The organism is Floricoccus tropicus (genome assembly GCF_001832905.1).
GTDB lineage: Bacteria > Bacillota > Bacilli > Lactobacillales > Streptococcaceae > Floricoccus > Floricoccus tropicus.
Genome location: NZ_MKIR01000004.1, coordinates 128945 through 149602, shown reverse-complemented (window position 1 = coordinate 149602; position 20658 = coordinate 128945). Strand labels below are relative to the sequence as shown.

The 20658-nt window shown below is 32.9% G+C and carries 20 protein-coding genes and 1 pseudogene; 18 read left to right on the top strand and 3 right to left on the bottom strand.

Annotated elements, in window-relative coordinates:
* Window positions 1–12: 12 nt before the first annotated feature.
* The 5 genes from BG261_RS02990 to BG261_RS02970 all read left to right on the top strand — a co-directional run bounded on the left by BG261_RS02990 (window position 13) and on the right by BG261_RS02970 (window position 2343).
* Entirely contained in the window at window positions 13–804 is a 792-nt protein-coding gene (locus BG261_RS02990; RefSeq protein WP_070791699.1) for an SDR family oxidoreductase, read from the top strand.
* A 63-nt stretch (window positions 805–867) separates the two neighbouring features.
* Window positions 868–1071, top strand: a complete 204-nt coding sequence (locus BG261_RS02985; RefSeq protein ID WP_070791698.1) for a DUF3923 family protein — start codon at window positions 868–870, stop codon at window positions 1069–1071.
* A 95-nt stretch (window positions 1072–1166) separates the two neighbouring features.
* Complete coding sequence (locus BG261_RS02980) at window positions 1167–1370, top strand: hypothetical protein (RefSeq protein ID WP_070791697.1); 204 nt, start codon at window positions 1167–1169, stop codon at window positions 1368–1370.
* Between the two features lie 131 nt (window positions 1371–1501).
* The gene (locus BG261_RS02975; RefSeq protein ID WP_070791695.1) at window positions 1502–1942 is read left to right on the top strand and encodes a LytTR family DNA-binding domain-containing protein; all 441 of its coding nucleotides are present in this window, start codon (window positions 1502–1504) and stop codon (window positions 1940–1942) included.
* Window positions 1939–2343 carry a hypothetical protein gene (locus BG261_RS02970; RefSeq protein WP_070791693.1) on the top strand — a complete coding sequence of 135 codons (405 nt, stop codon included), beginning with the start codon at window positions 1939–1941 and terminating at the stop codon, window positions 2341–2343. Before BG261_RS02975 ends, BG261_RS02970 begins: the two co-directional genes overlap by 4 nt.
* Before the next feature lie 24 nt (window positions 2344–2367).
* Here the strand turns inward: BG261_RS02970 and BG261_RS02965 are convergent, their stop codons facing one another.
* The gene (locus BG261_RS02965; RefSeq protein ID WP_070791691.1) at window positions 2368–3546 is read right to left on the bottom strand and encodes a helix-turn-helix domain-containing protein; all 1179 of its coding nucleotides are present in this window, start codon (window positions 3544–3546) and stop codon (window positions 2368–2370) included.
* Between the two features lie 119 nt (window positions 3547–3665).
* Here BG261_RS02965 and BG261_RS02960 point away from each other — a divergent pair, with 119 nt between their 5' ends.
* Window positions 3666–5240, top strand: a complete 1575-nt coding sequence (locus BG261_RS02960; RefSeq protein ID WP_070791686.1) for an ATP-binding cassette domain-containing protein — start codon at window positions 3666–3668, stop codon at window positions 5238–5240.
* Window positions 5241–5359: 119 nt separating this feature from the next.
* Here the strand turns inward: BG261_RS02960 and BG261_RS02955 are convergent, their stop codons facing one another.
* Window positions 5360–7147, bottom strand: a complete 1788-nt coding sequence (locus BG261_RS02955) for an ABC transporter ATP-binding protein (RefSeq protein WP_070791685.1) — start codon at window positions 7145–7147, stop codon at window positions 5360–5362.
* On the bottom strand, window positions 7144–8880 hold the full coding sequence (locus BG261_RS02950) for an ABC transporter ATP-binding protein (protein WP_070791683.1): 1737 nt from the start codon (window positions 8878–8880) through the stop codon (window positions 7144–7146). The genes BG261_RS02955 and BG261_RS02950 overlap by 4 nt, the downstream gene beginning before the upstream one ends.
* A gap of 351 nt (window positions 8881–9231) precedes the next feature.
* Between BG261_RS02950 and uvrA the strand changes: the two genes are divergently transcribed.
* From uvrA to BG261_RS11740, 12 genes and pseudogenes are all read left to right on the top strand, one after another.
* The gene (gene uvrA, locus BG261_RS02945) at window positions 9232–12063 is read left to right on the top strand and encodes an excinuclease ABC subunit UvrA (RefSeq protein WP_070791682.1); all 2832 of its coding nucleotides are present in this window, start codon (window positions 9232–9234) and stop codon (window positions 12061–12063) included.
* Window positions 12053–12469 carry a hypothetical protein gene (locus BG261_RS02940; protein WP_070791680.1) on the top strand — a complete coding sequence of 139 codons (417 nt, stop codon included), beginning with the start codon at window positions 12053–12055 and terminating at the stop codon, window positions 12467–12469. Before uvrA ends, BG261_RS02940 begins: the two co-directional genes overlap by 11 nt.
* Before the next feature lie 6 nt (window positions 12470–12475).
* Window positions 12476–13531 carry a M24 family metallopeptidase gene (locus tag BG261_RS02935; RefSeq protein WP_070791679.1) on the top strand — a complete coding sequence of 352 codons (1056 nt, stop codon included), beginning with the start codon at window positions 12476–12478 and terminating at the stop codon, window positions 13529–13531.
* 110 nt (window positions 13532–13641) lie between these two features.
* On the top strand, window positions 13642–14202 hold the full coding sequence (gene efp / locus BG261_RS02930) for an elongation factor P (protein ID WP_070791678.1): 561 nt from the start codon (window positions 13642–13644) through the stop codon (window positions 14200–14202).
* A gap of 31 nt (window positions 14203–14233) precedes the next feature.
* Window positions 14234–14644: an Asp23/Gls24 family envelope stress response protein gene (locus BG261_RS02925; RefSeq protein ID WP_070791677.1), complete on the top strand. Its 411-nt coding sequence runs from the start codon at window positions 14234–14236 to the stop codon at window positions 14642–14644.
* Window positions 14634–15041 carry a transcription antitermination factor NusB gene (gene nusB, locus BG261_RS02920; RefSeq protein WP_070791676.1) on the top strand — a complete coding sequence of 136 codons (408 nt, stop codon included), beginning with the start codon at window positions 14634–14636 and terminating at the stop codon, window positions 15039–15041. Before BG261_RS02925 ends, nusB begins: the two co-directional genes overlap by 11 nt.
* A 100-nt stretch (window positions 15042–15141) precedes the next feature.
* On the top strand, window positions 15142–16035 hold the full coding sequence (rapZ, locus tag BG261_RS02915) for an RNase adapter RapZ (protein ID WP_173646038.1): 894 nt from the start codon (window positions 15142–15144) through the stop codon (window positions 16033–16035).
* Entirely contained in the window at window positions 16032–17009 is a 978-nt protein-coding gene (locus BG261_RS02910) for a YvcK family protein (RefSeq protein ID WP_070791674.1), read from the top strand. Before rapZ ends, BG261_RS02910 begins: the two co-directional genes overlap by 4 nt.
* Window positions 17006–17920, top strand: coding sequence for a DNA-binding protein WhiA (gene whiA, locus BG261_RS02905; RefSeq protein WP_070791673.1), 915 nt, complete (start codon window positions 17006–17008; stop codon window positions 17918–17920). Before BG261_RS02910 ends, whiA begins: the two co-directional genes overlap by 4 nt.
* A 204-nt stretch (window positions 17921–18124) precedes the next feature.
* Window positions 18125–18820: a DeoR/GlpR family DNA-binding transcription regulator gene (locus BG261_RS02900; RefSeq protein WP_070791672.1), complete on the top strand. Its 696-nt coding sequence runs from the start codon at window positions 18125–18127 to the stop codon at window positions 18818–18820.
* A gap of 52 nt (window positions 18821–18872) precedes the next feature.
* On the top strand, window positions 18873–19784 hold the full coding sequence (pfkB, locus tag BG261_RS02895; protein WP_070791671.1) for a 1-phosphofructokinase: 912 nt from the start codon (window positions 18873–18875) through the stop codon (window positions 19782–19784).
* A 78-nt stretch (window positions 19785–19862) separates the two neighbouring features.
* Window positions 19863–20646: pseudogene (locus BG261_RS11740) on the top strand (fructose PTS transporter subunit IIA); the annotation flags it as partial.
* Between the last annotated feature and the right edge of the window lie 12 nt (window positions 20647–20658).

Genomic DNA, 20658 nt, shown 5'->3' with positions numbered 1-20658 from the left:
GTGGAGAATAATATGGATTTAAACAATCAAAGTATCTTAATAACTGGTGGTACTTCAGGAATTGGTCTAGCATTGGCTAGAGAACTTGTTAAAATGGATAACAAAATCATTCTTCTTGGGAGAAATAGGGCAAGACTAGAGGAAATTTCTAAAGAGAATCCTAATTTTTTGATTTATCAAGCTGATGTTGGTGATTATAGTTCATTGCTTGAGCTACCAATATGGGTAGAAAAAAATATTCCAAATCTAAATATTCTTATTAATTCTGCATGTACAATGACAGCCTATAATCTTCTTGATGTCGAAAATCAAGATATAAATCTCTTAACTCGTGATATTCAAACAAATCTACTAGGAACAATCAATATCAATAGTCTGTTATTACCTATATTAAAAAATCAGAAAGAATCTATGATTGTAAACATATCTTCAGGATTAGCAAATATAAGTTCGGCGGCTCATCCAACATACTCGGCATCTAAGGCAGGAGTTCATATGTTTACATCTGCACTTAGAGATCAATTATCAACTGCTAAAATAAATAATCTGCATATTATGGAATTAGTTCCCCCACTAGTTTCTCAAACAAATTTAGAGCATACAACTTCATCCTCATCCATTGGCGACATGAAGCTGGACGATTTGGTCAAAGTTACCTTAAAAGGCATGGAAAAAAATAAAATTAGAGTTAATGCAGGCTTTTCAAAGGTAATAAGAAAGATGGGTCAGATTGCACCAGATTTTGCCGAATCAAATATGGCCAAACAAAGCTTAAAGGATTATTTTCCAGATAATTTTAAATGATTGATGTTTTTTTGATTTTCAAACTAATAAATGATATTATAAATTAAAAACTAGAGGTGTATTATGAAAACATGGAAAGTTGTGTCAATAATAGAAGTTGTATTATTTGTAATTACAGTGTTGTTCTTATGGTTTAGGTCAGTTGATGGTCACGGAGCAGTAAATAATATGGAAAATAAACTTCTATCTTTATTTATAATTACGATTTTTGCTTTAATACTATTGGCAATTCAACTAGTATGGTTTTACCAAATTAAAAAAAGATAAAAATTTCCTAATTATTAATAAAATGGTTAAGCTATCTCATTTTTGATTTTTATTGCGAAAAATGATACTCTTAGTAAAAAAATTAGGAGTTATTTATGAAAACTTGGAAATTAATAAATATTATTCTTGCAGTCTTTTTCATTGGCTTTGCCTTGTATATTTGGTTTGGAACTAATGTAAGTCCAGGAAATGATAATAGAATCTTATACATCTCAATTTTAGCTGGATGTGCGTTACTTGTTTATGCTGTTCAACTCATTTGGGAAATCGTAATCAAAAATAAAAACAGATTAAAATAATTGTTAAAAGAATGAAGTTCTCTTATGGGAGAGCTTTTTTTGTAGATAAGTCGCTTATTTTTGTAAGATGGCTAAAAAATATATTAATTTATTAAGAATATTGATATTCTATATTCAAGAAAGGGGTATAGATGAAAATAAATTATTTATGGAAAAAAGAGCTTGGTCTTGATGAGATTGACATCATTTCTAATCCCTACAATAAAGAAAAGCTAGAAAAAATTGAAAAATATCTAAATTTTGATTTAAAACTTTCAGCCATTGATATAAGAAATAACCGCTCTGTTATCCTTGAACTTGAAGAGATAGAATCTTTTGAAAGTATGGGGCACATGTGTAAAATAAATTGTATAGATGGAAGATTGTTTCATTATCCAAATAGATTGAAGGATTTAAGTTATCTTGAAAAATATAAGTTTTCAATGATTAATCAATCTACAGTATTTAATCTAAGCCAAGTTAAATTTTTTTCAGTTGAGAAGAATGCTAGGTTACAAATTACTAGCAAGGGTGATAACGATTATTTAGTCAGTAGGCATTACGCAAAAAAAGTAAAGGAGATTTTATCATGATTAAAGAACTTAAAGGAAATTTTTTTCAAATAACAAGCATAATGATTATTTGGGTATATTTCTTATCAGCTTTTGGTAAAGTAGGAGGATCAGATTACAGCTTTTTCGGTCGAATTATTCTTATTGGATTGTTATTTGGCCTTACCTTTGGGGTCATCTATGCTTATCTTTGGAAATATTCAACTTTTAAAGTAATAACAAATATCATCATTTCATCACTAGTAAACTTATTTTGTGGATTACTAAGTGTCTACCTTTTTTCTAAAGAGATGTTTAACTTTATATTCCCATATATTTATATAATGGTAATTATAGTTTTCATAGGTCATATAATTGGATTTTATTTTTATTCAAAACATGAGAATAAGGTAATAAGTGATGAACTAAATAGTGTTTTATGAAAAATAGATGATCTTCAATTGAGATCATCTATTTTTATTTATTAGATTATATGCTTCTTTGTATTTACGATTTTCAACCAATTCTTCAATTAAAATGGTTTTTAGAATTTCAGCTAGAATTGTAAGGCGTAGTGAGAAGGCTGTATCCATAGCTGTTTTTAATAAGTCTAAATCTAATTTATTATTTTTTACTGTAAGACTTTGAACTATTTGTAAAATATTTTCTTTATAAAAATCATGCAAACTTTCTTCATATTCCCAAGGCGATTCATTGGAACTTAACCAGTTTTTGTATTTTTCTAATATTTTTTCAGTATCCCTTGATTTATTATATTTATTTGAAGAGTATGAATATATGAGATAAATGTAGGGATGATTTATCAGACTAGAGATTTTCATTTCACTAATTCGTTTGTAATCATTATTCTGAAAATCAGTGATAAGCTGATAATAGTTTTTTTCTCTTTTACTTAATTTATTTTCAATTAGTCTTTCTCTTTCAAGTAGAAAATCATCTAGACAATTTACTTCACCCATAATACAAATCGTGTCTAGTATTTCTTTTGAAATACGCTTTGCAAATGTCATATTTCCGAAAGAGATTTCAAATTGATACTGTTTATTAAAAAGATAAAAAGCAGTTTGATAGCTTCCCAGGGAAAATTTACATTGTGCTTTTTCATAGTCTCCCAATCCAAAATAATTTAATTCTGAAGCTTTTTCAAAAAAAATCTCAGCAGTATCCGGCTGACCATTGAAAAGATATATTAGTCCAAGGACCATCGATTGGTAATATTGTTCAGATGAATTACTGGGTTTAAGATTAATAAGTGCTTTTGTATCTTGAGGCGAAAGTTTGTTTATTCCTAGCTTATATATACTTTCAATTAACATATAGAATGTTGAAATTACGGAGTACTTTAAATCTTTATTTTCCAAGTAGAATTGACTTATTTTTGAAAAATCATCTTCCATGAAAAAAACTTCTAAGACTTTTTTTGCCTCAGCAATCTTATTTTCACTTACTTCATAAATTACTGAGATTTTCAACTTATCAAGTAGAAGTTGATTTATTTCGGGATGTGCACTTACGGAATTACTTTCAATCTTGCTAAGGTAGGATGGAGAGCATATATCAAGAGATAAAGATTCTAAACTTAAATCTTGTTTTATACGTTCTTTACGAATTAGTGAACCGATCATAGTTTCTCCTTGGGAAAATATTCTTTAAAAAGTCATCTTAATTAACTTAATATTATCATTTGTTTCAATACAAGGCAAAATGAAAATTGATATTATTTAATTACGAGGAGGATATACATATGAAGAATATACTTACTATCAATAGGAGTTTGATAATTATTACTATTGTTATTGGACTTATTTCATCTGCATTAAATGTTTATGCAGGAACAACTCTATTAAAATTTTTTGTCAAGAGTCAGAAAGAATTACTTTGGGTTTTCGCTTTGGTATTATGTGCTTGGACACTCGCAATATTTAGTACTTTTGTCTATGAAAGATTGAAGAATAAATCTTTAAGTAAGAGTCGTATTAACATTAAGAATCAATTAACAATAGATATTTATAGAAATAATTATGTTGATTTTTCAAGTAAAGATACGGGATTCTACATTTCAAAGTATACGAATGATGTGAGTCAGATGATTGAAAGTGGAATTAGTCAAGTTTTTGACTTGTTTTTAAATGGAGCTACTGTTTTATTTACTATAATTGTTATGTACTATTATCACAAAATTATCGCATTTACAGCCATAATTCTTTTTTTCATTGTTTATTTTGGTTCGAAAATATTTAATAAATCATTAAAAATGCGGATGAAAGAATTTTCTAATCAGAATTCAATTTACCAGCAGAAAATTGTTGAACTGATAAATGGATTTTTACTTTTTAAGAATTACGATCAAGGGAAAGAGTTTGTTGGAGCTCAAGAATATGCTAGTGACCATTTAGAAGAATCCTTTCTAAATTATAGCAATTTCCGTGTTCTTTCTTCAAGCTGGATTAGTTGGGTTAATCTTTTGTCTCAGTTAATTTTACTTTTTATCTCAGCTTTGATGGCAGTTAGGGGAGAAATTTCCTACGGGGTTTTGATTGTAATTTCCAATATTGGCGGTATGTTCTTCTCAGCCTTGATAGGCACCATTAATTCGGTTATCGAAATAAATATTTCTCATGTTTATTTTGAGAGTTTGACTAATAATAGACTTGAAGAAAATTTTGCTGATTATATAGATTTTAAAAAACTACAGATGGAAAGTATTTCATATTCGTATAGTGATAGCCCTCTTTTGGAAAATATTAATATTTGCATTAACGCTTGTGATAAGGTGGGTCTTAAAGGTGAAAGTGGTAGTGGTAAGAGTACACTCCTTAAGATAATACTTGGTTTACAAAATGACTTTGAAGGTTCATACATACTCAATGGAGAGCGCTTAAATCCCAAGGATACTCTTATTATGTTTGAAAATTCGTCATATGTGGGACAAAATACTTATCTATTCAATGAAAGCTTACTTGATAATATAGTGAAATTTGCACCATCTGATTTAGAAAGTCAAGAAATTGAAGAAGTACTAGAAAAATTAAATATGTATGATTTTGTGACAAGTCTTGATAATGGACTTAATACCGAAATAAAAGAAAATGGCAAAAATATATCAGGGGGTCAGACTCAAAAAATTGCATTAGCAAGAGCAATTTTATCAGGAAGAAAAATTTTAATAATTGATGAAGCAACATCAGCACTCGATGAATATAATAAAAATATTGTTGAAGACTACCTTTTGAATCTTAAAGATAAAACAATTATATTTGTCTCTCATAAGTTTTCAGATAAGACTATAAAAAGTTTTGATAAGATTATTGAATTATAAAGAGTACATGAAATTCAATCAACTCTTATATTATGCGCTTAGTTAATTTCTATAAAATGTAGTAAATAATTAAAAAACAACTGAGAATTAATTTTCCCAGTTGCTTCTTTTTGTAGATTTTACATTTCTTGCTTGGTTTGCAGCTTAACTAATTCAGCATATCTCCCATCTTGTTTAACAAGTTCATCATGAGTTCCTCGTTCTACTACTTGACCTTGGTCGAGTACAAGAATCAGGTCTGCATGTTGGATTGTTGAAAGTCTGTGGGCGATAGCAATGGTAGTACGATCCTTCTGAATTACTTCTAAGGCATCTTGGATTAGATGTTCACTTTCAGTATCTATATGTGAAGTTGCTTCATCCAAGATAAGAATTTTCGGATTATGCGCAATTGTTCTTGCAAATGAAATAAGTTGTTTTTCACCTGCTGAGAATCCATTTCCACCTTCACGCACAATTGTCTTGTATCCATCAGGTAATTTTTCAATAAATTTATCAGCACCGACAAATTTCGCGGCACGTTTGATATCTTCATCTGTTAAAGTTTCATCGTACATGCGAATGTTGAAATTAATATCACCATAGAAAAGGTAAGGTTCTTGAAGAACGAGTCCCATCTCACGGCGCAGATTCTTCATTTCAATATCGCGAATAGGTTGGTCATCTAGTAAAATTTCTCCACTATCAAATTCGTAAAAACGCATTAGTGCATTGATAGTTGAGCTTTTTCCAGAACCAGTGTGCCCTACAAGGGCAATGGTTTGACCAGGTTGAGCTACAAATGACAGGTCTTTAAGTATAGTATTTTTTCCGTCATAAGAAAAATTAAGATTTTTAAATTCAATTTTACCTTTTGTTATTTTTCCATCAGCATTAGCATTTTGCTTAGGTGCATATTCGTCTTCAGCAAAAAGTTTTTTCACTCTATATGCGGAAACTGTTGCATCTTGTAAGGTTGACATGCTTCCAGTCAAATGGCGTAGTGGATGGAAGATATTACCTAAGTAGTTTACAAAGGCATAAACTGTACCACCAACTATGATATTTGAAACAGAAAGTTCACCAAGTAAATATAGTGTTAATGCTAGTGAAAATCCATAAACTAAGTCTACTAGTACATCTAGCCAGGCATCTGCTTTAATCATGCGGTAGCGTGAATCATAATATTCACTATTAATTTTTTGGAACTCACTTGATAAGCGTGCTTCTTGGTTGAAATCTTGGATTACGGCAATTCCTGCAACACTTTCAGCAATTTTTGCATTTAAACTAGATAGTTTTGAACGCATTGTTTTGTATACTGCTGTAGAAAATTTTTGATAAACACCGATTATTAAAGTGATGGCAGGTATTATTATTAGCAACCAGTTAGTAACGTGGGCATTACTCATATACATTCCGATATAAGCTCCAATAATTAACGTTATAGCGCTTAGGAATTGGAATATGAAGAACCAAAAATCCCAAAAAGTACTGGTATCATTCATTGTACGAGTTACAAGAGAGCCTGCAGGTATTTGATCAAAGAACCTCATTCCAAGACTGTGTAATTTATCAAATAATCTTACTCGAACATCTGAAAGAGCCATAAATGCTCCTTGTGATATAAAGTAATTTTGAATGAAATTAAAAACTGCTAAAATCATGCGCCAAAATGTAAAAATTAACGCAAATACAACTAACTGACTAAAGACAGTTGTATCATCGGAAAGCTGATTATTCATGAAATTAGCTAGAATTCGAGTAGTGTAGGTCATTAATACAGTACCGCCTAGCATTCCAAATAGAGCAGCTAATATATAATATTTAGCAGGTTTAGCTGTTTTAATGAGCCACCCCATTAAGCTTAGTTGTTCTTTAATACTTATACTTTGAGACCAAACGGAATTATTTTTTTCTTCGTTCATGCTTGACCTCCTTGTTGTTCATTATAGATTTTAGCGTACCAGTCAGGCTTATTCATAAGTTCATCATGTGTACCCCTTTCAGTGATTTGACCATTTTGCATGACAGTGATTTCACTTGAATTGGCAACTGAAGATAGCCTGTGAGCTAAAATAATAGTTGTTTTGTTTTTTCTCTCCTTGGCTAGAGTCGCAAGAATTGTTTTTTCTGTTTTGGCATCAACAGCAGACAAGGCATCATCTAGAATTAATATTTCTGGATTAATTAAGATTGCACGTGCGATTGCAAGACGTTGTCTTTGCCCACCAGATAGGGAAATTCCTTGTTCGCCAACTTCTGTTTCATAACCATTAGGCATGTTTAGAATATCGTTGTGTAAATCTGCTTTAATTGCTGCTTCCTCAATCTCTTCCATACTAGCGTCAGTTTTTGCGAATGCAATATTTTGAGCAATGGATTGCGAGAAGAGGAAGTTTTCTTGAGGTACATAACCTATTGATTTACGGTAGTTAGCAAGTTGATAATCACGAATATCAGTATCCCCAACTTTGATGCTCCCTTTATATGAGTCAAATTGACGCATGATCAATTTAATTAATGTTGTCTTCCCTGAACCCACTGGTCCAACGATTCCCAAACTTTCTCCCTCTTCTAAGTGGACGTGAACATTTTCAAGAGAACTTGATTCATGTTCTGTCTCATCAGGGTAGTTGAATGACTCTACATCAATTCTCAAGTTTCCTTGTACAGGACTTGTAATACCATCTGGACTGATATGGCTTTCTTGATTAAGAACCTCTTGAATACGATCATAAGAAGTATTTCCACGTTCAAGTACATTAAATACTTGTCCAAGGGCAAACATTGGCCATACTAAAAGACTTAGATATCCTGAAAAGGCTACAAGTTCTCCGATAGTCATGCTCTTATCAAGTACAGCTGCACCACCAATAGTGATTAAGGCGACATAAGAAATAGTCATAACAATTGTTGCTAGTGGATCAAACATTGAATCGATTTTTGACAGATATTTGTTAACAACTATTGATTCATCAACTTGAACTTTAAAGTCCTGTAAGTCAGCATCTTCTTGTCCTAATGTTTTAATAACCTTGATACCTCGAAGCGACTCCTGTGTTTTATTACTTAGCTTGTCAAATGCTTCCTGACTTTGTCCAAAAGCGTCTTTAATTTTTGGTACTAAAATTGATACCCCATATGCAAGGAGTGGTAGTGGAAGAATAGCTAAAATTGTTAACTTAAGACTTGAGTTGAAAATCATTGAGCTGACTGCTAATATCATCATTACACTTGAATCTACTGCCATCAAAATCCCGCCACTTGCGACACGTTGAACCGCAGATAGATCATTAGAAGCAAGTCCAATTAATTCACCTGTTCTGTGGGTCTGATAGAATGGTGCATCCATTATCATATAATGATTGAACAGTTTTTGTCTTAGATCTTTTTCAAGCCTTGCGGCACCACGTCTTAGAAAAATTTGCCAAAAAAAACGGCCGATGTTCATTATAAGAACAACAGCCACAAGTGAGCCAACGGCTCGAAGCAGTCCGGACGTGGTCAGATGGTTTCCGACAATAAGGTCCGTTGTTTTTCCTATAATATAAGGTAGAAATACTTCCATTACGTCTGTGAGCAACAGAAAAAATAGTCCAAAAATATAGATAGTTTTATTTTCTTTGAAAAACCAAGTTAATTTTTTAAATACGCTCATTGTAAGTATCTCCTTTCTTCTTTTATGTAATATAAAATTTTGATTTAGATTGTTCAAATAACAAAATTTTTCCTGAACAATTTTAAGTTAATTGTTGAATGACTAGGTGGATTCGTCTGTTTAATCAATTTACATAAATCAAAACATCTATAACATAACAATTTTATAAACAAAAAGCAAGTGATTATAGAAGATTGGTGAAAATATTTTTTTAAATGTTCGCTATTTACTGAAAATTCAAAGGTTTTAAAGAAAAAGCTGCTCAAACGAGTTAAGTGTTTTTTAATAAAAGGTGAAATATGGTATAATTGTAAGGCTAGTTACTATAGTAAAGAGAAACAAGGGGGTCATATGGCTCAAGATAAAATAGTTATACATGGTGCGCGTGCGCACAATTTAAAAAATATAGATGTTGAAATTCCCAGAGATAAAATGGTGGTTGTGACAGGACTTTCTGGTTCAGGAAAATCAAGTCTAGCATTTGATACAATCTATGCTGAAGGTCAAAGACGTTATGTTGAAAGTCTTTCTGCATATGCTAGACAATTTTTGGGGAACATGGATAAACCTGATGTTGATAGTATTGATGGATTAAGTCCAGCAATTTCTATTGATCAGAAAACAACCAGTAAAAATCCGCGTTCGACAGTAGGAACAGTGACAGAAATTAATGACTACTTAAGATTGCTTTATGCAAGAGTTGGTATTCCCATGTGTCCAAATGGACACGGTCCAATTACTGCACAATCTCCTGAACAGATCGTTGATAGTGTTTTGGAGTTACCTGAACGTTCAAGGCTTCAAATTCTAGCTCCAGTTGTTCGAGATAAAAAGGGACAACATAAAAAAACTTTTGAAAAGATACAAAAAGATGGATATGTTCGTGTACGTGTTGACGGAGAAATCTATGATATTGATGCAGTACCAGAACTTGAAAAAAATAAAAAACACAAGATTGATATCGTTGTAGATAGAATAGTATTAAAAGAAGGTATAAGAAGTCGTCTTTTTGATTCGATTGAAAATGCTTTGAGATTGGCTGAAGGTTATGTAGTAGTTGATACGATGAATGGAAGCGAGCTCTTATTTAGTGAACACTATGCCTGTCCAGTTTGTGGCTTTACAGTTCCAGAACTTGAGCCTAGATTATTTTCATTTAATGCACCATTTGGTAGCTGTCCTGAGTGTGATGGACTTGGAATCAAACTTGAGGTCGACTTAGATCTAGTAATTCCTGATCCAAGCAAAACTTTAAATGAAGGTGCAATAGCGCCATGGAATCCTATATCATCAAATTATTATCCTCAGATGCTTGAACAAGCTATGACTGAGTTTAAGATTGATATGGATACACCATTTGAAAAATTAACTGATGAAGAAAAAGATATTATCCTTTATGGTTCAAAAGGTCGTTTATTCCACTTCCATTATAAAAATGACTTTGGTGGAGTGCGTGATATTGATGTTCCCTTTGAAGGTGTAGCAAACAATATTGCTCGTAGATATCACGAAACAAATAGTGATTTTACTCGTGAACAAATGAAGACATATATGACAGAACTTACTTGTGTGGCATGTAATGGTTATCGTTTGAATCCACAAGCATTATCAGTAAAAGTAAACGAAAAACATATAGGGGAAGTCTCTAATCTAGCTATCGCTGATCATCTTGAATTTATTAACAGTTTAATTCTGACAGAAAATGAAGAGAAGATTGCTCGTCCGATTGTCAAAGAAATTTCTGACCGACTTTCTTTCCTTAATAATGTTGGTTTGGATTACTTAATACTTTCGAGAAGTTCAGGGACTCTATCAGGTGGCGAAAGTCAACGTATTAGACTTGCTACACAAATTGGATCAAACCTAAGTGGTGTCTTATATGTTCTTGATGAGCCTTCAATCGGTCTCCATCAAAGAGATAACGATAGACTTATTGAAAGTCTTCAAAAAATGCGTGATTTAGGTAATACTTTAATAGTTGTTGAGCATGATGAAGATACAATGATGGCAGCTGACTATTTAATTGATGTAGGTCCTGGAGCAGGTGAATTAGGCGGACAAATTGTTGCTGCGGGTACTCCAAAGCAAGTTGCTAGAAATAGTAAATCAATTACAGGACAATATCTATCTGGGAAGAAAAAAATCCCACTTCCAGAAACAAGAAGACCTATTGATAAAGATCGAATGGTTAAAGTTACAGGTGCTACTGAAAACAATCTGAAAAATCTTGATGTTGACTTTCCTCTAGGGGTAATGACAGCAGTCACCGGTGTATCAGGCTCTGGTAAATCAACACTTGTAAATCAAATCCTTAAAAAAGCATTAGCACAAAAATTAAATGGTAACTCGGAAAAACCAGGTAAATATAAAAAGATTTCTGGCTATGAAGATATTGAGCGCTTAATTGATATTGACCAAAGTCCAATTGGGCGTACTCCAAGATCAAATCCAGCAACTTATACAAGTGTATTTGATGATATTCGTGACCTATTTGCCCAAACAAATGAAGCCAAAATTCGTGGTTATAAAAAGGGACGTTTTTCATTCAATGTTAAGGGTGGACGTTGCGAAAATTGTAAGGGCGATGGTATAATAAAAATCGAAATGCACTTCTTACCGGATGTTTATGTAGCATGTGAAGTGTGCCACGGTCGTCGTTACAACAGTGAAACACTTGAAGTTCGTTATAAGGAAAAAAATATTTCAGAGATTCTTGATATGAGAGTATCTGATGCCTTGGAATTCTTTAAACATATTCCAAAGATTGAACGCAAGCTACAAACAATTGTTGACGTTGGATTAGGTTATGTGACTTTAGGTCAACCAGCTACTACCTTATCAGGTGGTGAGGCACAACGTATGAAATTAGCTAGTGAGCTTCAAAAACGTTCAACAGGTAAGAGCTTCTATATTTTGGATGAACCTACAACGGGTCTCCATACAGAAGACATAGCTCGACTTCTTAAAGTTTTAGATCGTTTGGTTGATGCAGGTAATACAATAGTGGTTATTGAACATAACCTTGATGTTATCAAGACTGCAGATCATATTATTGATTTAGGACCAGAAGGTGGAGCAGGTGGTGGTCAGTTAATTGCTACTGGCACACCAGAAGAAATAGCTAAAGTTAAAAAGAGTTATACTGGACAATATCTGAAAGGAAAATTAGAAAATGACAAATGAAAATATTAAAGAGATTTTAGACGAAGAGTTAGCTGAAAAAGGAACAAGTAATCTTCCCGGTGATTTAGATTTTGAAGGAGTTAATGATCTTCCAGAAGATGAAGAACTTCTTCAAGAACAATTACTTGAAAAAGGTACAACAAATTTACCTGGTGACTTAGATCCAAATGATGAATTAATTCATGGTACAACAAACATTGGTGCTGATGTTGAAGAAGAACCAGAAAATCACATTGACCGTGGAACTACAAATATTCCAACAGCGCCACATGAAGATGAAGATACAATTGAAGGCCATGAAGAAAAAGGGCGTACAACAAACGTTCCTGAAATCGTTGAAGAAGAGGAATCATGTTCTTGTCAATGTTCATGCGGAAGTGATGAAGATAAGACTAAGGAAGACTAAAATTCAATGGAAAGAATTGAAAAATTACGTAATTTAATGAAAGAGGATTCGGTAGAATCCCTTTTAATTACCAACTTAAATAATATTTTTTACCTTACTGGTTTTTGGGGAACTTCAGCTACGGTTCTCGTTACAGAAAATGAGCAATATTTTATCACAGATGCAAGATATACACTCATTGCAAGAGAAACTGTTAAAAACTTCAAAATTATTGAAAGTCGTCAACCGTTAGTTGAAGTGGATAGCATCCTAAAATCTGAAAATATATCCAGTCTTCAGTTTGAAGGAGAAGTCTCTTTTGCTTTTTATCAAAATCTAAAGAACACTTTATCAGTTGATTTAAAAGCTTCTTCTAATTTAGTTGAGAAACTTAGAATCATAAAAGATAATTCAGAAATCAAGCTTATTGAAAAAGCTTGTAGTATTTCTGACCAGGCCTTCATTGATGTTCTGGACTTCATTAAAGTTGGAATTTCTGAACTTGATGTAGCGAATTTTCTGGACTTTAGAATGCGTGAGCTTGGAGCATCTGGAATTTCTTTTGAAACAATCGTTGCAAGTGGAAATCGCTCTAGTATGCCTCACGGAGTGGCAAGTGATAAACTTTTGGAGTTGGGTGATACCATAACACTTGATTTTGGTTGCTACTACAATCATTACGTAAGTGATATGACTAGAACTGTTTTCTTGGGTCAACCAGAAGATAAGATGGTAGAGATTTACAATACTGTTCTTGAGAGCAATAATACACTTATAAATCAAACAAGAGCTGGTCTTTTATACAAAGACTATGATGGTATAGCGCGTGATGTCATTGAGCAAACAGGTTACGGGGACTATTTTACTCATGGAATAGGTCATGGAATTGGTATCGATATTCATGAAGATCCTTTCTTTGGTAAAACTTCCGAAGAAAAACTTCAAGCTGGAATGGTAATAACAGATGAACCTGGTATATATGTTGATGATTTGGGTGGTGTAAGAATTGAAGATGATTTAGTAGTCTTGGATGATGGATGTAAAATTATTACTAAAGCACCAAAAGAGCTTATAATTATTTAATATAGTTTGAGGATTATTGATTTAAAAGATACTGTTTACAAAAAAAGTGTCAATTCCTTTAAATTGTGTTAAAATGGTAAAGAAATTAAGATTAGGAGATTTTTAATAAAATGGTAGCAGCAAATGAATTAAAAGCAGGTATGACTTTTGAAATGGACGGAAAATTACTTCGAGTTCTTGAAGCAAGTCACCATAAACCTGGTAAAGGTAATACAATCATGCGTATGAAACTTCGTGATGTACGTAGTGGTTCAACAGTTGACACTTCTTTTAGACCAGAAGAAAAATTCGAACAAGCAATTATCGAAACTCGTCCAGCACAATACTTATATCAAATGGATGATACAGCATTCTTCATGGATACTGAGTCATATGACCAATATGAAATTCCAGTTGCTCAAGTAGCAGAAGAATTAAAATATGTTCTTGAAAATGAAGAAATTAAAATTCAATTTTATGGAACTGAAGTTATCGGTCTTACATTACCAACAACAGTAGTTCTTACAGTTGCTGAAACTCAACCATCTATTAAAGGTGCAACAGTTACTGGTTCAGGTAAACCTGCAACAATGGAAACTGGTCTTGTAGTTAACGTTCCAGATTTCATCGAAGCTGGTGAAAAATTAGAAATTAATACTCAAACTGGTGCTTATTTAAAACGTGCTAACTAGTACTTTGAGCACTTTCTATAATTAAGAAAGGATGATTATGAAAGATGTACAAGTTGAAAACTTGGGAGCAGTAGTTATTTCTCCACGAGTTATCGAAACAATTGTTAGTATTACAACATCTAATATAGATGGTCTTTATTCTTTAAGAAATAAAAGTTTTTCTGATTTTCTTGGAAAGAATTCAGAAGGTCGTGGTGTATACATTAGCCAAGATGAAGATGGTTTAGTAGATGTTGACGTATATGTATTCTTATCATTTGGTGTTAATGTACCTTCAGTTGCAATGAATATTCAAAAGGAAATTAAAGAAGCTGTCTTTAATATGACTGGAATTGAAATAAACGACGTTAATGTGCATGTTTCTGGTATTGTACCAGTAAAAACTCCAAAGCCTAAGCATACAGATTTATTTGATGGAGGAGATTTTCTAGATGCCGAGTAAAAAGATGAGTCAGCATGAGATTCGTATGAGTGCTGTTCAAGCTCTTTATTCTATAGAACTTCAAGATGAAGCTACAGTGACGGATGCAATGGACTTTGTACTTTCTTATGATGAATTTCCTGAAGAGAGTCCTGCTTATTTGGAGACACTAATCAGAGGTGTTCAAATAAACAAGGAAAAACTTGATGAAAATTTAGCAAAGTATATTAAGAGTCCATGGAGCCTTGATCGTTTAACTAATATTGACCGTGTAATTTTAAGACTTGGTGCTTATGAAATTTTAGAGACAGAAACACCAAATGTTGTGGCGGTTAATGAAGCAATTGAATTAGCAAAAAATTTCAATGACGAAAAATCAGCAAAATTTATAAATGGTGTACTAACTAATTTAGTATAGGAAAAAGGCGGTTTATATCGTCTTTTTTTGTTATAATAAAGTTAGTATATTAGATAATTACTTGCGATTTAAAAGTAATTGTGGATAAAAATAAGGAGGAATTATGAACTCACTAGATTTAGTAATAGTAACTGGGATGAGTGGTGCAGGAAAAACTGTCGCTATTCAATCCTTTGAGGATATGGGCTACTTCACAATTGATAATATGCCACCAAACCTAATTGAAAAATTTGTTTCCCTTTTAATCAATGCCGATAATGGAAGTATTGATAAGGTAGCAATGGTAGTTGACATGAGGGCTAGAACATTCTTTGATGAACTTCAAGAAGTTGTTAATGATTTAAGTGACATGCCAGGTGTGAAGTTTAGTCTGCTTTTCCTTGATGCAAAGGACCCAGAACTAGTTGCTCGTTATAAAGAAACAAGACGTAGTCATCCGCTAGCAGCTGATGGACGTGTCATGGACGGTATTACCAAAGAAAGAGAACTACTTGCTCCACTTAAATCGTTCTCTCAAAATGTAATTGATACAACCGACTTAACTCCAAGGAATTTACGTGCTCAAATAATTAATGAATTCTCCGAAGGAAACAGTCAACAATTTAGAATTGAAGTAATGAGTTTCGGCTTCAAATACGGTTTACCACTTGATGCTGATTTAGTATTTGATGTACGCTTTTTACCTAATCCCCACTATGTACCTGAATTAAGAGATAAAACTGGTATTGATAAGGAAGTCTATGATTATGTGATGGATGCACCGGAATCTGAGGAATTCTACCAAAATCTTAAAAATTTATTGTTACCTATTGTGCCAGGTTATGAAAAAGAAGGTAAGTCGGTTCTTACTATCGCTATTGGATGTACTGGCGGTCAACATAGATCAGTTGCCTTTGCAGAACGAATCGGTAAGACTTTACAAGAAGACAACTGGAAAGTCAATACTGTACACCGCGATAAAGATAGAAGAAAAGAGACGGTTAACCGCTCATGAGAAAAAGAAAGATTGTAGTAATTGGGGGGGGAACAGGGATTCCTGTCATCCTTAAAAGTTTGAGAAAAGAAAATGTTGATTTAACTGCGATTGTAACTGTAGCGGATGATGGCGGTTCAAGTGGTGAAATCAGAAATGCTATAAATATTGCGCCTCCAGGTGACTTGAGAAATGTTCTAGTTGCTATGAGTGATATGCCAAGATTTTATGAAAAAGTTTTCCAATATCGTTTTGATAAAGATGACGGTGCTTTAGCTGGACATCCTTTAGGGAACTTAATTATTGCTGGTATTAGTGAAATGCAAGGTTCTACTTATGATGCAATCCAGCTTCTATCTAAATTCTTACATGTGGAGGGGAATGTATACCCGTCAAGTGAGAATGCGCTAACACTTCAAGCCATTTTTGAAGATGGACATGAAGTGACTGGTGAAAGCAATATTGCAGATTACGACGGTAACTTGAGATTTGTATATGTTTATAATACTCATGATGGTTCAATGGCTAAGGCAAGTCGTAAGGTTGTAAAAGCAATAATGGAAGCAGATACTATTGTCATGGGTCCAGGTAGCCTATTTACAAGTATTTTACCAAACCTTGTGATTCCAGAGATTAGTAAGGCGATTTTAAATACAGAAGCTCAAATTGTTTATGTATGTAATATCATGACACAACGTGGGGAAACTGAACATTTTTCTGATGCAGATCATGTTCATGTCTTGCATGAGCATCTTGGAAGAAACTTTGTAGATACAGTTTTGGTAAATATTGAAGATGTACCTCATGAATATATGAATACACATAAATTTGATGAGTATCTTGTTCAAGTTGACCATGATTTTAAAGGATTGCAGGCAGAAGGATGTAAGATAATTTCATCAAATTTTCTTAAATTGGAAAATGGCGGTGCCTTCCATAACGGGGATGCAGTTGCTGAAGAAATTCTTAATATTAGTGAAAGAAGATTATCATGAGTTTTTCTGCTGAAGTCAAGAAAGAATTGACATCGCTAGACGATAATTCAACAGTTCTTATGGCTTTGATTAGAATGAATGGTTCACTTGGTATTTCACGAGGATTAACACTGTCAATTACAACTGAAAATGCTACAACAGCGAGATATATCTATACTCTCTTATTAAAAATTTATAATATTAAATCTGAGATTAGGACCCAGCAAAAAACTAACTTATCAAAGAATCGTATATATACAGTTTATATTGATGATCAAGTAAATAATCTTTTAGATGAATTAGACTTGGCTGATGGACTGCTCTTGGATAATGGAATACCTGCATCAGTTAAATATGATGAAAAAAAGAGTATTTATTACCTAAGAGGGGCTTTTCTTTCTAGTGGTAATGTTAGTGATCCAGAATCTGGAAAGTATCATTTGGAACTTTCATCTGTTTACCAAGATCATGCACAGGATTTAAAAGATATCCTTGAAAATTTAGGGTTTAATGCTAAGATCATTGAACGAAAAAATAGGTATGTACTTTATATAGCAAGTGCAGAACAAATTATGGATTTTCTAACAATAATCGGTGCTATGAATGCAAGACTTAAATATGAGAATGCGAAAATTTTTAAGGAAATGCGAAATCAAGCTAATCGAGTTGCTAATTTTGAAACGGCAAATTTGGGAAAAACCGTCAATGCATCATACGATATGATTGAAAAAATCAATATCTTAGATCAAAAATTAGGACTAGAAAATTTACCAGAAAACCTATTCGAAGTTGCAAGGATTCGTTTAGAGAATCCTGATTTAACTATTAAGGAGTTAGGAGAAGCAATGTCTCCTCCATTAGGAAAAAGTGGTGTCAACCACCGATTAAGGAAACTTAGTCAGATGGCTGAGGTATATTTAGAAGAAAAATAATTAAGTGGAAATGGGAAATGATATCCTATTTCCTTTTTGTTATCATAATAGAATAATTTTTTCATTAAATGTGCCCTGGATTCAAAGATTCACTAAAAATGTTATTGAAAAACACACAAAAACATAAAAAATGAACGTTTTTGATTGACTTTGAACGATTTTGATGTAAAATAATCTTGTAACCGATTTCTAAAAGGGGAAGATATGCTTGCAAATGATCGAAAAAAGATAATTCTTGCAGAACTACACAGTAAGGGAAGTGTTACAATAGATGATTTGTGTGATTTGACTGAGGCTTCAGTATCCACACTTAGAAGGGATCTCAATGAGCTTGAAGAGTTAGGAAGACTTATCCGTGTTCACGGAGGAGCCGAACCAATTTCAAGTGTTCCGAAAGAGCCAAGTATTTATGAAAAAAACTCCATAAACGTTCATGAGAAATTAGATATTGCAAATATCGCAGTTTCTAAAGTAAATGAAGGAGATGTAATTTTTCTAGATGCTGGGACTACTACCGGAATGATGATTGAAGGACTTCTTGAATTAGAAAAATCATTCACAGTTGTAACAAATAGTGCTACCCATGCTTCAAAATTAATTAGTGAAAAAATTACTGTTTATATTATCGGGGGTATAATAAAAAAATTAACTGATGCAGTGGTTGGGTCATATGCCATTCAACAAATAAATCAGTTTAATTTTACAAAGGCTTTTATAGGAGCCAATGCAATAAGTGCTGGGAATATCTCAACACCTGATATTGAGGAAGCTAATATTAAACGTACAGCCTGTGAGCAGTCAGCACAAACCTATATTTTAGCAGATAAAAGTAAGTTTAACCAAGTAAGTTTTGTTACTTTTGCGCAAACCGATGATGTTGAAATAATAACAAATAAGTAGTAGATATATTTGATAAATATCAGATATAAAAGCTACAAGAAAAGGAGAAAATATGATTTATAGTGTAACTTTAAATCCTTCAATTGACTATATAGTTCGTTTACCGGAAGTTGTAGTCGGTGAAGTAAACCGCATGACTAGTGATGATAAATACGCTGGTGGTAAAGGAATTAATGTAAGTCGAGTGCTTTCTAGATTAAATTATGATTCAACAGCATTAGGATTTATCGGTGGTTTTACAGGTGATTTCATTACTAAAAAGCTTATTGAAGAAGGAATTTCAACTGACTTTGTAGCAGTTGATCAAGATACTCGTATTAATGTAAAAATTAAGGCAGATCAAGAAACAGAAATTAATGGGCAAGGTCCAGAAATTACAGAAGGTCAATTAAATGATTTTCTTAATATTCTTGAAAAATTAACTGCTGACGATACAGTTGTTTTCGCAGGAAGCGCACCAGCATCTCTTGGAAATATTGTCTATAAAAAATTAATTTCTACAGTTCGTGCTACTGGAGCACAAGTGGTTTGTGATTTTGAAGGACAAACATTACTTGATTCATTGGAATACAATCCATTACTTGTTAAACCTAATAATCATGAGCTTGGAGCCATTTTTGATGTTAAATTTAAAACAACAGAAGAAATTATTCCTTATGCACAAAAAGTTTTAGAAATGGGTGCACAAAATGTGATTATTTCTATGGCTGGTGATGGAGCTTTGTTAGTTAACAATGAAGGAAGCTACTTTGCAAAACCAATTAAAGGACAAGTTAAAAACTCAGTTGGTGCAGGTGACTCAATGGTCGCTGGATTTACTGGTAAGTTTGAAGAAACTAAAAATGCTGTCGAAGCATTTGCCCTTGGAGTAGCATGTGGTACAGCAACTGCCTTTTCAGATGATTTAGCAAGTGCAGAATTTATTAAAGAAACTTTGGATAAAGTAGAAATTACAAAACTTTAATTAATAAGTTTCTGAAATAAAGAATAAAAGTTAAAAAATATTGAAATATTTATATTAAACCTATTAAAAGGAGAGAAAATGGAAATTACAGATTTACTTGTAAAAAATGCCATGATTATGGATATGCAAGCAACTGATAAGTTGGGTGCAATCGATGAGATGGTTGACAAACTTTACGAAACTGGTCGAATCACTGATAAAGTTCTTTTTAAAGAAGGAATTCTTAATCGTGAGGCGCAAACTTCAACTGGTCTTGGTGATGGAGTAGCAATGCCCCATGCTAAAAATGAAGCAGTTAAAGAAGCAACAATTCTGTTTGCTAAATCAAACAAAGGTGTTGACTATGAGGCTCTTGATGGTCAACCAGTATACCTATTCTTCATGATTGCAGCCCCTGCTGGTGCAAATGATACTCACTTAGCAGCACTTGCAAGTCTTTCAAAATATCTAATGCAAGATGGTTTTATTGCTAAAGTACGTGAAACTAAAACTCCTGATGATGTGATTGCATTATTTTCAAGCGAAGAAAAAGAAGAAAATAAAGAAGAAGCTAAAATTGAATCAACAGTAAAAGATACTGGGAAATTTGTTGTAGCAGTAACTGCTTGTACAACTGGTATTGCACATACTTATATGGCAGAAGAAGCTTTGAAGAAAAAAGCAGCCGAAATGGGTGTTGGCATCAAAGTTGAAACAAATGGAGCAAGTGGTGTTGGTAACAAGTTAACAGCTGAAGATATCGCTAAAGCTGACGGTGTTATAGTAGCTGCTGACAAAGCAGTTGAAATGGATCGATTTGATGGGAAACATTTAATTAGTCGTCCCGTAAAAGATGGTATTCGTGAACCAGAAAATCTAATTACAATGGCTACAG